The sequence below is a fragment of the Amycolatopsis sp. WQ 127309 genome, assembly GCF_023023025.1.
Classification (GTDB): domain Bacteria; phylum Actinomycetota; class Actinomycetes; order Mycobacteriales; family Pseudonocardiaceae; genus Amycolatopsis.
In genome coordinates this window covers 6,288,572-6,302,005 of sequence record NZ_CP095481.1, presented here as the reverse complement: position 1 = coordinate 6,302,005, position 13,434 = coordinate 6,288,572, and the positions used below count along the sequence as shown (strand labels likewise).

The window sequence follows — 13,434 nt, the reverse complement described above, 5'->3', positions numbered from 1 at the left end:
GGTAGCCCTGGAGCATGAGCCCAGACGAGGACGCCGTCGTCCGGCACCGCCTCCACGCGAAGTTCGCCGGCCCGTCCTGGCTGCAGCCGTGGCTCGAGCGCCACAGCGGCCTCGACCTCGACGCGACCGGGCTGCACGTCCACCTCGGGCCCTGGTCCGTCTCGACGCCGCTGGCCAACCTGGCCGGCGCCGAGGTCAGCGGGCCCTTCAAGCCTTGGCGCGCACTCGGCGTGCGCCTGTCGCTGGCCGACTGCGGCCTGACGTTCGGCACGAACTCGGCGCGCGGCCTCTGCGTCCGGTTCCGGGACCCGGTGCCCGGCATTGAGCCGTCCGGGCTGCTGCGGCACCCCTCGCTGACGGCGACGATCGCCGAGCCCGACCTGGTCGCCGACGTCCTCAACCAGGCGATCGGCGCCTGACTCAGCGCCCGGCCAGTCGCTCCAGCAGGTGCCGGACCGGGAGCGTCATCGCGCCCAGGCCCAGCGCCGGCGTCACACCGTCGTCCGGGGCCGCCAGCCGCCGCTCGAGCCGGGCCAGCAGTTCGCGGCCGCGGTCCAGGTCCACCGGGTGCCCGGTGGTGCCGACGGCGCGGACGACGTCGGCGACGCTCTCGATGAGCTCGGCCAGCGCGTCGCGGGCGTCGGGCCACGGCAGGACGAACGTCTCCTCGTGCTCCGACGCCGTCCGGACCGCGCCGATCAGCTGCTCCACCGGGGGCCAGAGCGCGATCAGGGTCCCGGTCCGGCGGTCGTGGTCGTGGCCGGAGCGGGGGTGCCGCCGCCGCAGGTTGAGGACGCGCTCCTCGCGGGTCTGCCGGACGGCGTCCGTGGCCGCCGTGACCAGGCTGCGCAGCTCGCGGGCCTCGCCGAGCCAGTCCTCGACGTCGTCGGGCGGCTCCTCGGCGCGGATCAGCGCGGCCGTGCTGTCGAGGAACGCCGCCATCGCCGTGGCCAGCCGGCCGGCGGCCGCCGCGATGCGCTGCCCGAACAGCGGCGGGTACACCAGCGCGTTGACCGCGGCGCCGATCGCCGCGCCCAGCGCCGTCTCGATCAGCCGGTCGCCGAGCAGGACCGTCGGCGTCCCGTAGGCGATCAGCAGCATGCCCGTGACGCCGACCCAGACGCCGGAGTCGCCGAAGCGGCGCCACGACCCGGCCAGCAGCCCCAGGAACACCACCAGCCCCAGCGCCACCGCGGGCCACAGGATCAGCTGCCCGGCGATCCCGGCCAGGACGACGCCGGCGGCGACCGCGCCGACCTGCTGCGCCCAGCCGCGCACCGACCGGTAGACCGTCGTCTCCACGAGGAACACCGCGGCGTAGGGCGCCAGGAAGGGCTGCGGCAGGTGCAGCACCGCCGTCGCCAGCAACCACGCCCCGGTGGCCGCGAGGGTCGCCTTCGCGGCCTGCACGAGGACGTGGCGTTCCCGGCCCGGGACGCGGAAGGCGCGCGTCAGCCAGCCCAGCGGCGTCCGGACGCCCTGGCCGAGGACGTCGTCGCCGGCCGCCGATGTCATCTGGTCCACCCGCCGCGACTACCCGGCCCGGCGCCGGTCCACGCATGATCGCCCGGAATCGGGGTACTCGTGCCGCATGATCACGTGGGAGGCCAGACCGGCGCACGGTCTGCTGGAAAACGCTCCGCCGAAACCGCTGCCGCTGCCCCGCTCCACCGCTTCGATCGGGTCCGACCTCCGCACGCTGTACGCGGCGGGCGCACTCGACCTGCCGCAGCCCGGCACCGGCGGGCTCGTCGGCCGCTGGGCCGCGCTCGCCGCGCTCGGCCGGATCGACCTGACCCTCGCGCGGCTGGCCGAGGGGCACACCGACGCCGTCGCGATCCTCGGCGAAGCCGGCCTGATCCCGGTGCCCGGCGCGCTCTACGGCGTCTGGGCGGCGAAGTCCGGCGGCACCGGCGCGACCCTCGAAGACGGCAGGCTCGGCGGCACCGTGCGGTTCTGCTCCGGACTGTCCCTCCTGGACCGGGCGCTCGTCGCGGCGGGCGACCGGCTGGTCGACGTCGACCTCACCGACCCCGGCGTGCAGCGGCACCCGGACACCTGGCAGGCGGTCGGGATGGACGCCTCCGACAGCGGCGACGTCGTCTTCGACGGCATCCTGGTATCCGCCGACGCGCACATCGGCCCGCCGGACTGGTACATCGGACGGCCCGGCTTCGCACTGGGCGGCGGCGGGGTCGCCGCCGTCTGGCTCGGCGGCGCGGCCGGCGTCTTCGACGGCGTCGTGGCGTACCTGCGCGAGTCCGGCCGCGCCGACGACCACCAGCTGGCCCACCTGGGCGCGATGCACGCCGCGCTGCGCTCGGCCGAGACGCTGCTGCTGCAGGCGGCCGGCACCATCGAGCAGGCCGCCGACCCGTGGCACGTCGCCAGCACGTGCCGCGCGGGCGTCGAGCACGCCGTCCGCGAGATCCTCGACCACGCGCCCCGGCTGACCGGCGCGACCCCGCTGGGCCGCGACCGCCGGTTCGCGCAGCGGCTGGCCGACCTGAGCGTCTACGTCCGCCAGCACCACGCCGAGCGCGACCTCGCCGCGCTGGGCCGGCAGGTGCTGGACGCCGTGGAGGACGTGTGACACCCGAAGAGGCGTGGACCCGGGAGTTTCCCGGGTGGACGGACGACGCGTTCGCCCGCGCGCTGGTCGTCGCCGCCCACCCGGACGACGAGACGCTCGGCGCGAGCGGCCTGCTGCAGCACCTGCACCGCGCAGGCACCGCCGTGACGCTCGTCGTCGCCACCGACGGCGAGGCCGCGTTCCCCGACGCCGGGCCCGACGAACGCCGGGAGCTGGGCCGCACCCGGCGCCGGGAGCTGCGGGACTCCCTGCGGGAGCAGGGACTTTCCGACGTCGAACCGGTCTGGCTCGGCCTGCCCGACTCCGGGCTCGCCGAGCACGAGGAGGCGATGACCGACGCGCTGCGCGAGCACGCCGAGGGCCGCGACCTCGTGCTGCTGCCGTGGCCGGAGGACCCGCACCCGGACCACCGCGCGGCCGGCCGGGCCGCGCTCGCCGCCGCGCCGGTGACCGCCCACCGCTGGTCCTACCCGATCTGGCTGTGGCACTGGCACTCCCCCGCGGACACCGGGATCCCCTGGGCGCGGGCCCGGTCCTACCGGCTGACCGGCGCCGAGCGCGCCGCCAAGGCCGCCGCCGTCGCGGCGTTCACCTCCCAGCTCAAGCCCGGGCCCCGGGGTGAGGACCCGATCCTGCCGCCGGAGGTCCTCGCGCACTTCGACCGGCCGGCCGAGACGTTCTTCCGCGAACCGCCCGCGCGGTCGGCGCCGGTGAGCCGGTTCGCCGAGCTGTACGCCGCCGACGACGACCCGTGGCACGTCGCCGACGGCTGGTACGAGCGGCGCAAACGCGCGGTGCTGCTCGCTTCCCTGCCGCAGGAGCACTACGGCACGATCGTCGAGCCGGCGTGCGGCCTCGGGCTGCTGACCCGCGACCTGGCGGCGCGTTGTGACCGGCTGGTCGCGTTCGACCCGGTTCCCGAAGCCGTCACGCGGGCCACTTCTTCGGTGTCCGGCTTGTCGCATGTGGACGTCCACAGTGGATCCGTCCCTTCCGGACTCCCGAGTGGACCGGTGGATCTGCTGGTGTACAGCGAACTCCTGTACTACCTGGACGACGCCGACCTCACCGCGACCATCGAGGCGTCGGCGGCGGCGCTGCGGCCGGGCGGGGAGCTGGTCGCCGTCCACTGGCGGCCGTGGGCCCCGGAGGCGCCCCGCGACGCCGCCGAAGCGCACGGACGGCTGCTCGCGCACCCGGCGTTCGACCAGGTGGTGGCCCACACGGACGAGGCGTTCCTGCTGCACGTGCTGAGGCGCCGGTGATCACGGCGGTCGGCGTCGTCGTCCCGGCGCGGGACGAGCGGGACCTGATCGAGCCGTGCCTGCGCGCGCTGCGGCAGGCGTTGTGGCGGCTGCCCGCGCGGGTCGAACGCGCGGTGTGCGTGGTCGCCGACCGCTGCGCGGACGACACCGCCGCCCGCGCCCGTGCCGTGTTCGGCGGGTGGGCGACGGGCCGGGTCGTGGTCACCGGCCGGGAGCGGACCATCGGCGAGGTCCGCGACCTCGGCGCCCACGCGGTGCGGACCGGCCTGGCCGGGCACGCGGCGTCGCAGGTGCTGCTGCTCAACACGGACGCGGACACGCGGGTCGGCGTCGGCTGGGCGCGCGAGCACGTGCGCCGCGTCGAGCGGGGCGCGCACGCGGTCACCGGCCCGGCCGAGCTGGCGGCACCGTTCCCGGGGTCACCGGACGCGGCCCGCCGCTACCACGGGGTGGTCGCGGGCGGGGTGAACGTCTACGGCGCCAACCTCGGAGTCCGCGCGGACGCGTTCGACGCGGTCGGCGGCTTCGGCGTCTGCCGCACGGGCGAGGACCACGACCTGTGGCGCCGCCTCGGCGAAGCCGGGTTCCACTGCCGGGTCGAGCCCGCGGCGGTGGTCCGCACGAGCGCCCGCCTCGACGGCCGCGCTCCGGACGGGCTGGCGGCGCTGCTTCGCACGTTGCGGGAAGAACCGGTCGCCTGACCTGCGGCCGGCTCGACGGCCGCGCTCCGGACAGGCTCGCCACGCTGCTTCGTACGTTGCGGCAGGAACCCGTCGCCTGACGATTACGCCGGCTCGTGGTGGGTACGCAGGAGGATGACCTCCGAAAGCCTGGTAGTGATCGGCAGTGGCGCGGCCGGGGTGTCGGCCGCCCGGGCGTATCGCGAAGCCGGTGGGCGCGGCGATGTCCGGCTGCTCACCGCCGACACGGATCCGCCCTACGAGCGACCGCCGTTGTCCAAGGACTTCCTGCGCGGCGAAACCGACGACATCGGCATGGAGAGCGAGGAGTTCTTCACCTCGCAGGACATTTCGGTCTCGCTGGGCGATCCGGTCGTCGAGCTCGGTGATCACCGCGTGCGCACCGCCGCCGGTCTGGAGCACGCCTTCACCCGCTGTGTCCTCGCGACCGGTGCCGAACCCGTGCGGCCGGACATCCCCGGCGCGGAGCACGTCGACGTGCTGGTGCTGCGCTCGGCGAAGTCGGCGCGTGAGCTGCAGAAGGTCGCGTCCGACGCCCGTAGCGCGATCGTCGTCGGCGCCGGGTTCATCGGCTGCGAGGCCGCCGTTTCGCTCGTGCGTCTCGGGGTGCAGGTGACCGTCGTCTGCCAGGAGGACGTCCCGCAGGAAGCCCGCCTCGGCCGCGACGCCGGGATCCGGATCCTGCGGTGGCTCAAGGCCGAAGGCGTCAGCGTGCTGCGCGGCACGACGCTGGAGTCGATCGAGGCCGGCCACCGGATCCGCTCCGACCTGGTGCCGGTGCTCGACGCCGGGCTCGTGCTGCTCGCCACCGGCATCCGGCCCCGGAGCACGCTCGCCGAGAAGGCCGGGCTGACGATCGAACAGGGCCGCGTCCGCACCGACGCCCGGCTGCGCACCAGCGCGCCCGACGTCTTCGCGGCCGGCGACGTCGCCTTCGCGGACAACACCGCCGCGGGCCGCGCCCTGGCCGTCGAGCACTGGGGCGAGGGCCTGGCGATGGGCGCGATCGCCGGCCGCAACGCCGCCGGCGAGTCGGAGACCTGGGACGACGTCCCGGGCTTCTGGTCCGAGATCGGCGACCGGGTGCTGAAGTACGCCGCCTGGGGCGACGGCTTCGACCACGCCCACCTGGTCGAACGCGACGGCGGCGGCTTCACGGTCTGGTACGAACGCGACGGCGCGGCGGTCGGCGTCCTCACCCACGAAGCCGACGACGACTACGAGCGCGGCGAGGAGCTGATCCGCAAGCACGAGCCGGTGCCTGCCAGGAGCTAGAGCGGACTGAGCGTCACCGCAGCGGCCGGGCCCGCTCCCGGCGTCGTGGAACAGGATCGCCTCGACCTCGGGCTCGGCCGCCGCGAGCAGCGAGTGGCCGGCGGACGGCTCGGTCCGGAGGTCGAGGGTCACCAGGCTTTCGGCGGCCCCCGCCGGGCCCGGGCGGAACGCCGCGACGCCCGCCGCGGCGGCCGGTGTCGACCAGGTGGCCGTGGCGCGAGGCGACCGACGTACCGCACAGCTCGCACTTCTCCGGCCACGCCGAACGCTGCTCCGGCACCGGGCCCGGCTGGTCCGCGCCGCGCGGCGGCTCGGGGTGCCGGTGAAGACGGTGAACCGCCGGATCGGCGGGCAGACCGAGCCGCGGCTGCGTGAGCTGCGCCGGATCCAGGAGCAGTTCGGTGACGTGCCGCTGCGCTGAGGCCGCCGCGGACACAAGTGTCCGGACGTCAGTTCTCGCTCGCCCACGATCCCGGCGTCGCCAGCTCGATGGTGCACCCCGACGCGTCGGAGCTGATGTCGAGCCACTCGCAGATCTGGTCGGTCAGCCACAGCCCGGTGTCGGAGCAGCGCAGGTCCGGCGGCCGCGAGCCGAAGAACGGGGGCAGGTCGAGCGGCTCGTCGCTGTGCAGCGTGCAGACCACGCGCCCAGCGGCCGGGCGGACCCACACGGCCGCGCGGCCGATGCCGTGCTCGGTCAGGTAGGTGATGGCCTCGCCGACGGCGATGCCGAACATGGCCACGGCGTTCTCGGGCCGCAGCAGCGGGCCGGCCTTCTCGAGCACGTAGCGCCGCACGGCGACCAGGTCGCCCTCGAAGCGGAAGATGTCGGCGGCTTCGCCGAGCGGCGGCGGGGACGCGGGAAGGCCTTCGACCCGCTCGGGCGCGGCGAACTGCGCGGACGGCTCGGCCTTGCCGCCGACGAGCAGCTCCGGGTGCGCGCGCCGGGCGTCTTCGATCGCGCCGGCCTCGAAGATCCTGGTGTCGTACGGGCAGAGCATCCAGATCCCGGTGTCGGCGAGGGCCACGTTGAACCCGGCCTCGGTGTGCGGCCACCCGGCCGCGCCGACGCGGGCCGGTTCGGCGAGCACGCGCACGGTGCTGCCCGGCGCCGTCGAACGGTAGCGCGTCCAGTACCGGTGCAACGCGGCCGCGAGCTGCGGCGGACGGCGTTCGAAGCAGGCCGGCTCGACCAGGACGATCCTGCCCGCGTCGGGCCCCAGCACGTCGTCGAGCAGCTCCTGGTTGGCCTCCGTCGTGCCGACGAGCACCGGCTCGCCCCGGCACAGCCCGGCCTGCGCGAAGGGGACCGCCATCGCGAGGAACTCCGCGTCGCTGCCGTAGACGCAGCTCTGGTGCCGAAAGTCAGTCTCGGCGGGGACGGACGTCGGGGTCGCCATACGCGCTTAACCTCCGGGGACCGGTCTTCGAACTCGACCGCAAGATGGTGTCGCTCCGCAGAACGTTCCGTGGGAACGAGGGGAGAGTACCCGCGGCGGAGCCTTTTCGGCATCGCCGCCGGAATCCATTCCACCTTTCGGAGCATTCACCCCTGGTCGTTTTGGAACGTCTCGGTACCGCGCCATTTATGTCCCGGGCGTCGATCACCATCGACACAGGTCAGAGCCGTGCCGACCATCGACGTACCGGCGTCGCGACCATTTATGTCCGAGCACCCCGGAGCCTCGGCCACAACTGTCCCGGCGACGGCCGGAAAATACTTCGCGGCAATGCCACCAAGTGTGCGCGTTGTTCGCAAAACACGAATATCCGGAGTCCGGTGGCAATGCCCGGCGAGCCGGGTCAGGTCGTCCGCGTGCCCGTGAGGGTTCCCGACGCCAGGACGTGTCCCGCGAGCGCCGCCGGCACCGCCTGCGCGTCGGCGACGCCGGTGAAGTCGACGGCGGCGTCGAGGGCGTAGAGGTGGAAGCGGTAGCGGTGCGTGCCGTGGCCGGGCAGCGGCCGCGGTCCGACGTACTTGGCCTGACGGCGGTGGTTGGGGACGAACCGGAAGCGCGGGTCGGCCGGCGTCAGGGCGCCTTCCGGAAGGCCGCCGTCGAGCGGCGCGAACGCGGCGATCGTGTGGATGCCGGGGGCGGCACCGGGGCTGTCGAGGTCCTCGAGCACGAGGACCAGGCCCTGGGTGCCCTCGGGCAGCGCGCTCCACGTGAGAGCGGGTGAGACGTCGGCGCCGATGAACTGCCCGCAGTGCGCGGCGGGCACGACCTCCCCGTCGCGGAAGGCGGGCGACGTCAGCGTGATGCGGTTGCCGGTCGCGAGCCCGGGGGCGTTGGCGATGCTCGCGGCTTCGTCGGGACGCCGGTTGCGCAGCAACCGGCCGACGGGGACGAGAAGGGCTTCGACGGGGTGCATGGCGGGTCCTGTTCGAGAGTCGGCCTGGTCAGGAGTCGGCGAGGCGGAGGAGGAGCGGGGTGACGCGCAGGAGGTCGGCGCGCTCGGCGGCGGTGAGCTCGGCGAGCAGGCCGTTGAGCCAGTCCTGCCGGTGGCGACGCGATGCCGTGGCCGCGGTCCGGCCCTCGCCGGTCAACGTGAACAGGACCTTGCGCCGGTCTTCGATCCCGCGGGCCTTCGTGACGTAGGCGAGCTGCTCGAGCCGCCGCACCGTCTGGCTCATCGAGCCGAGCGTGACCTTCGCGGTCGCGGCCAGGTCACTCAGGCTCAGCGGGCCCTGTTTGTCGAGCACGATGAGCACGAGCAGCGCCTCCTCGGAGACCTCGCCCTCCAGGCGCTCGGACCGGAACCGGCTGTAGAGCCGCACGACCGCGCGCCGCAGCTCCGCTCCGACGTCGTCGACGTACTCGACGTGCTCGCTCACGGCCCACCTCCCAATTGCTTAGTAGACTATAGCATCTGCTTAGTACTACTAACCATCTCGGTGAGGTAGCCCGCGACCGCCGAGGCGTCGCCCGCGTCGGAGATCAGGGCGATGTAGCCGTCGGGGCGGATCAGCACGAGGGTGCGGGCACCCGCGCCGTACGCGTCGGCGAGGTGGCCTTCGGGGTCGGCGACGTCGCCGGGGGCGGCCGGTGCTTCGACGACGTGGAGGGTCGTGACGTCGAGCGCCGGCGGGGCGCCGAAACTCAGCAGCGTGAAGCGGCCGCCGCGGGTCAGGTCGAACAGCCGGCGTTCGCCTTCCTGGGTCGTCAGCCCGGTCGCGTCGGGGGCGCGGTCGCCGGCGCGCAGCCGCGCGGTCTCGTCGCGGTCGTCGCGGGCCAAGGCGGAGTCGCGGTAGCCGACGCCGAGCTGCTTCGTGCTCGCGTCACTGCGGACGACGAGGCCCTTCTGCTCGATCGCGTCCTTGAGACGCGCGTCCGACAGCGCGAGCACCCCGGCCGCGACCGGGCGGCGCTCGGCCTCGTAGGTGTCGAGCAGCGCCGGCGACGCGCCGTTCGCGACCGCCGCGAGCTTCCAGCCGAGGTTGTACGAGTCCTGGATGCCGGTGTTCATCCCCTGGCCGCCGGCGGGCGAGTGGATGTGCGCCGCGTCGCCGGCGAGGAACACCCGCCCCGCGCGGTAGCGGTCGACGAGGCGGATGTTGGCGCGCCACAACGACGTCCACGCCGGCTCGTGGAGCCGGATGTCCGCGCGGCCGCTGCGCCGGTCGAGGATCGCCTGCATGTTCGCGAGGCCCGGCTCGGAATCCTGTCCCGGCGCGATGCTCGCCTGGTACTGGAAGACGCCGGTCGAGGGCAGCGGGCAGAGGTTGATCATGCCGTCCTCGTGGCGCCACATGTGCCAGGCGTCGCGATCGAGGCCGTCGACCCCGACGTCGGCGACGATCATCCGCACCGCGTCCCGGGTCTCGCCCTCGAACGCGATACCGGCCTGCTTGCGGACGACGCTGTGGCCGCCGTCGCAGCCGACCAGCCAGCGCGCGGTGACCGTCTCGGCCACGCCGTCCCGGACGACGACCGCCGACACGCCGTCGTCCGACTGCTCGAAGCTCTCGAGCGCGGTGCCGAACTCGACCGCGCCGCCGAGTTCCGCGAGCCGGAGCCGCAGCGTTTCCTCGATCCGCCACTCGGGCGTGATCAGGCTCGCGGGGTACGGGATGTCGGGGTGCGCCGCGACCGGCTCGGTGCCGCTCAGCGTCACCTGGCCGTCGGCGGCGGTCGTCCGGATCGGCATCGCCATCCGGCCGTGCGCGAGCACCCGCTCGACGACGCCGAGGTCGTCGAACACCTCGAGGCTGCGCGGCTGGACGCCCTTGCCGCGCGAGCCGGGCTGCGGACCGGCAGCGGCGTCGACCAGGCGGAAGGGGACGCCGCCGCGGGCGAGCACGCAGGCCAGCGTCAACCCGGTCGGGCCCGCGCCGGCGATCAGCACCGTGGTCATCTCGTCCTCCATCTCAAGAAAGGAATCTCTTTCTAACGTCAGAGTAGAGCGGCTTGCCAAGAAAGGAAAGGCTTTCTATCGTGGGCCGGGTGGTCACCGAGTCAGCCGAACCCGCCCGCCGTCGCCGTCACGGCAAGCAGCTCGAGGCCGCGCTGCTCACCGCCGGGTGGGACGAGCTGGTCGAGGTCGGTTACGGCCGCCTGACCATGGAGTCGATCGCCGTCCGCGCCCGCACCAGCGAGGCCGTGCTCTACCGCCGCTGGGCCAACAAGGACCGGCTCGTGCTCGCCGCGATCGAGCACCACCGGGGCGCCCACCCGGTAGCGCAACCCGACACCGGCACCCTGCGCGGCGACCTGATCGCCCAGCTGACGGCCGCGAGCGAAGCACTGGCCGCGTTCTTCGCCATCGCCGTGGCCACCGCCTTCTCGGGGCTGCTCGCCGACACCGGCCTGACCCCGGCGCAGGTCCGCGACCAGGTCATGGGCGACCAGCCGCTCCCCCACGGCCGGGCCCTCTACCAGCGCGCCCACCACCGCGGCGAGATCGACCTGGCGCGCATCCCGGCCACGGTGCTCGCCATGCCGTTCGACCTGGTCCGCCACGACCTGGTGATGGGCCTCGAACCCCCGAAGCCCGAGCGCATCGAGGCGATCGTCGACGAGCTGTTCCTGCCGCTGGTGCGGGCGACCGCCTAGGGCGCCTCGGTCAGAGCGAGCCACACGCGGTCCTGGGTCAGCGGGAGCTTCGTGAACGGGAGCTGCCCGGCTTCGCGGCGCTGGTCGCGGCCTGGACAGGTCGGCGCGCGCGAGTGCCCCGACCGGGGCGGCGGACCAGCTGAACCCACTGGAGACGTACGCGCCTCATTGCCGTGCGGGTGAACGCAAAAGGCTCCGCGGCGCACACTTGGTGCGTCGCGGAGCCTTTCGTGCTTACTACTACTTCTTCGGGCTGTTCTCCGGGCTCGGCGCGGGCTTCGGCGGGGTCACCGCCGGCTTCGGCGGGACGACCGCGGGCTTCACACCGCTGCTCGTCGGCGCCGCCGGGGGCTTCGCCACCGGGGTCTTCGCGCCGTTCTGCGGGGCCGGCGGCGGCGTCGCGGGGGTCACCGGCGGCTTCGGCGCGTTGCCGTTGGCCTGCGCGGCCGCCTTCTCCGCGGCCGCGTCGGCCTCGTGGAGCTGCGGTTCCGCCAGCGGGTTGCCCCGCTTGGCGCGCAGCACCGCCGCCGCACCCGCGGCGAGGACCGCGATGCCCAGCAGCCACGGCCAGCGGGCCTTCTTCGACCGCTCGCCCTTGGCCGCGCTCTTGGCCTCGGCCAGCGCCGCCGTCAGGTCCCTCTTCGCCGTCGCCACCGTCTTGCGGCGCTTCCGGCCGGAATCACCCCTCGAACCGACGACGGCCGCGACCGCCTCGGCGGCCTTGCGGCCCGGGTCGCGCATCTTCACCGCACGGGCCAGCACCTCGTCACGCGCCGCGACGGAGTTCACCCGCAGCTCACGGCGGGACGCCTTCGTGCCCTTGTCGAAGTCCTTCGTCGCTTTGCGGCCGACCTGAGCCAGCTCGTCGGCCCCCTCGGTCAGCTTCCGGTCGGTGATCTCCACCGCCCGTGCGGCCGCGTCCGCGCCCACTCGCGCGGCCTCGACGGCGAGCTCTCGCACGCCGGCCGCCGCCGTCTTCACTCGTTGCCCGACCGCAGCGTCGCCCATGGCTTCACCTCTCCACTCGTATCGGCGGACGTCGCCCACCACACCCCCTGGCTACCCACCCGAGGGCCGTCTCGAACATGCCGCCGGAGACACGAATGTGAAGAATGAAATACGTGTGTGTAAATCCATTCCGTAGCATCGAAGGCGAATTCGATCAATACCGACGTTCGTAGGGCATTCCCGCTCACCGGCGACCGGACAGGGAATGGACAACCGCAAGTTCGTTCTTGACCAACCGGCACACCGTCCCCGTAATGTGGTCCCCGGATGATCGCGGACGCGGGATCCCTTTCACACGAACGAAGGAGGACGTCGGTGAAGCTGGTTCGTCTCGTCAAGAAAGCGCTCCCCGCAAAGAGCCTGAAGGCCTACGCCTGGTACGGCTGGATCTGATCCGCACCATCGGATCGGGCCGGTTCCGGGCATCCCGGAACCGGCCCACCGATTCCCCCGAAGGAGCACGGAAGCGTGGTCATCGCCGCCGGCAACCGGACAAAACACACTGTCTTCGCACCCCGGATCGACCGGCTGCTGCGGGAGCACCGGGGCGGCGAGCTCTTCCGGCTCGAACCGGACACCATCGGCGTCGCGGACCCCGATCTGATGAACGCCCTGCTCCTGGCCCGCCCGGCGAACGCCGAGGAACGGCCCACGTTCAAGCCCGTCCTCGGCCGGCGCGTCACCCGGACGGAGTCCGCGAGCCTGATGCAGGCCGTCGGCGCGGACGTCCGGGCCGCCCTGAAGAAGCCCGCCGGCCGGCCCGACCTCACCGGGAAGTGGCCGGCCGTGCCGCACGCCCACCTGCGTGACCTGGTCTTCGGCCCCGAAACCCGCCGGTTCCGGACACTCGTCGACCGACGGCTGGAGCTGACCCCGAAGCTGACCTGGTCGGCCGTCACCACCGGGTCCGCGGTGCTCCCGCCGTCCCCCGAGGGCCGGGAGCTGTCCACCCTCGCGCGCCAGGTCCTCGCGGCGGACGGCTTCGCCGAGCGGCGCTTCCGGATGTACCTCTACCGCCGCGTCGCCGCGCCGATCTGCTTCACCGTCGCCGCTCTGGTCACCAACGCGGTCTGGCTCGGCGCGCCGTTCGCCGACGACGTCCCGAACGAGCACGTGCTCGACGAAGCCCTGCGGCTGCTGCCGCCGTCGTGGAACATCCTGCGCGTCCGCTCGCCGGAGTACACCGAGGTCGACGCGCGGATCACCCCTGGTGACGACGTCCTGCTGCTGCCGATCGTCAGCCACCGCTCCCCCGCGCTCTGGGACGACCCGGACGAGTTCCGCCCCGAGCGCTGGGCGGACCTGGACGCCGACACCCACCCGGGCTACCTGCCGTTCGGCCACGTGAGTGAACGCTGCTGGGGCCGTCACATGGTGCTGCCGCTGGCCAGCCGCCTGCTGGACGTCGTCCGCGCGGAAGGGCTGGTGCCGGACCCGCGGCAGCTCAAGGGGCACGTCGACCTCGACGGCCTGCTGGAGGTGGCCGACCTGCGCGTCGTGCGCCACTGACCCCCTTGACACCCGCCGCGGTCCGCGCG

Annotated in this window: 14 protein-coding genes; 8 read left to right on the top strand and 6 right to left on the bottom strand. The window is 73.8% G+C overall.

Annotated features, from left to right (window positions below):
* The first annotated feature begins 14 nt into the window (after window positions 1-14).
* Window positions 15-419 (top strand): hypothetical protein, encoded by a 405-nt coding sequence (locus MUY22_RS28790; RefSeq protein WP_247049676.1) that lies wholly within the window; start codon window positions 15-17, stop codon window positions 417-419.
* Between the two features lies 1 nt (window position 420).
* Here the strand turns inward: MUY22_RS28790 and MUY22_RS28785 are convergent, their stop codons facing one another.
* Entirely contained in the window at window positions 421-1,515 is a 1,095-nt protein-coding gene (locus MUY22_RS28785; protein ID WP_247049674.1) for an aromatic acid exporter family protein, read from the bottom strand.
* Between the two features lie 76 nt (window positions 1,516-1,591).
* Between MUY22_RS28785 and MUY22_RS28780 the strand changes: the two genes are divergently transcribed.
* The 4 genes from MUY22_RS28780 to MUY22_RS28765 all read left to right on the top strand — a co-directional run bounded on the left by MUY22_RS28780 (window position 1,592) and on the right by MUY22_RS28765 (window position 5,834).
* Window positions 1,592-2,593 (top strand): acyl-CoA dehydrogenase family protein, encoded by a 1,002-nt coding sequence (locus MUY22_RS28780; protein ID WP_247049672.1) that lies wholly within the window; start codon window positions 1,592-1,594, stop codon window positions 2,591-2,593.
* The gene (locus tag MUY22_RS28775) at window positions 2,590-3,858 is read left to right on the top strand and encodes a bifunctional PIG-L family deacetylase/class I SAM-dependent methyltransferase (protein WP_247049670.1); all 1,269 of its coding nucleotides are present in this window, start codon (window positions 2,590-2,592) and stop codon (window positions 3,856-3,858) included. The genes MUY22_RS28780 and MUY22_RS28775 overlap by 4 nt, the downstream gene beginning before the upstream one ends.
* On the top strand, window positions 3,855-4,559 hold the full coding sequence (locus tag MUY22_RS28770) for a glycosyltransferase family 2 protein (protein ID WP_247049668.1): 705 nt from the start codon (window positions 3,855-3,857) through the stop codon (window positions 4,557-4,559). Before MUY22_RS28775 ends, MUY22_RS28770 begins: the two co-directional genes overlap by 4 nt.
* Window positions 4,560-4,673: 114 nt before the next feature.
* Window positions 4,674-5,834: an NAD(P)/FAD-dependent oxidoreductase gene (locus MUY22_RS28765; protein ID WP_247049666.1), complete on the top strand. Its 1,161-nt coding sequence runs from the start codon at window positions 4,674-4,676 to the stop codon at window positions 5,832-5,834.
* A gap of 449 nt (window positions 5,835-6,283) precedes the next feature.
* Here MUY22_RS28765 and MUY22_RS28760 read toward each other — a convergent pair whose 3' ends face one another.
* The 4 genes from MUY22_RS28760 to MUY22_RS28745 form a co-directional block, all read right to left on the bottom strand.
* Window positions 6,284-7,234, bottom strand: a complete 951-nt coding sequence (locus tag MUY22_RS28760) for an MEDS domain-containing protein (RefSeq protein WP_247049664.1) — start codon at window positions 7,232-7,234, stop codon at window positions 6,284-6,286.
* A gap of 403 nt (window positions 7,235-7,637) precedes the next feature.
* Window positions 7,638-8,207, bottom strand: coding sequence for a YbhB/YbcL family Raf kinase inhibitor-like protein (locus MUY22_RS28755; RefSeq protein WP_247049662.1), 570 nt, complete (start codon window positions 8,205-8,207; stop codon window positions 7,638-7,640).
* 28 nt (window positions 8,208-8,235) lie between these two features.
* The gene (locus MUY22_RS28750; protein ID WP_247049660.1) at window positions 8,236-8,670 is read right to left on the bottom strand and encodes a MarR family winged helix-turn-helix transcriptional regulator; all 435 of its coding nucleotides are present in this window, start codon (window positions 8,668-8,670) and stop codon (window positions 8,236-8,238) included.
* A 26-nt stretch (window positions 8,671-8,696) separates the two neighbouring features.
* On the bottom strand, window positions 8,697-10,190 hold the full coding sequence (locus MUY22_RS28745) for an FAD-dependent oxidoreductase (RefSeq protein WP_247049658.1): 1,494 nt from the start codon (window positions 10,188-10,190) through the stop codon (window positions 8,697-8,699).
* An 89-nt stretch (window positions 10,191-10,279) separates the two neighbouring features.
* Here MUY22_RS28745 and MUY22_RS28740 point away from each other — a divergent pair, with 89 nt between their 5' ends.
* On the top strand, window positions 10,280-10,888 hold the full coding sequence (locus MUY22_RS28740; RefSeq protein WP_247049656.1) for a TetR/AcrR family transcriptional regulator: 609 nt from the start codon (window positions 10,280-10,282) through the stop codon (window positions 10,886-10,888).
* A 240-nt stretch (window positions 10,889-11,128) separates the two neighbouring features.
* Here MUY22_RS28740 and MUY22_RS28735 read toward each other — a convergent pair whose 3' ends face one another.
* Window positions 11,129-11,896: a hypothetical protein gene (locus MUY22_RS28735; RefSeq protein ID WP_247049654.1), complete on the bottom strand. Its 768-nt coding sequence runs from the start codon at window positions 11,894-11,896 to the stop codon at window positions 11,129-11,131.
* Window positions 11,897-12,163: 267 nt separating this feature from the next.
* On the opposite strand from MUY22_RS28735, the gene MUY22_RS49770 reads away from it, so the two are divergent.
* Both MUY22_RS49770 and MUY22_RS28730 read left to right on the top strand, forming a co-directional pair.
* Window positions 12,164-12,289 (top strand): tryptorubin family RiPP precursor, encoded by a 126-nt coding sequence (locus tag MUY22_RS49770; RefSeq protein WP_371827495.1) that lies wholly within the window; start codon window positions 12,164-12,166, stop codon window positions 12,287-12,289.
* A 75-nt stretch (window positions 12,290-12,364) separates the two neighbouring features.
* Window positions 12,365-13,405 carry a cytochrome P450 gene (locus MUY22_RS28730; protein ID WP_247049652.1) on the top strand — a complete coding sequence of 347 codons (1,041 nt, stop codon included), beginning with the start codon at window positions 12,365-12,367 and terminating at the stop codon, window positions 13,403-13,405.
* Window positions 13,406-13,434: the final 29 nt, after the last annotated feature.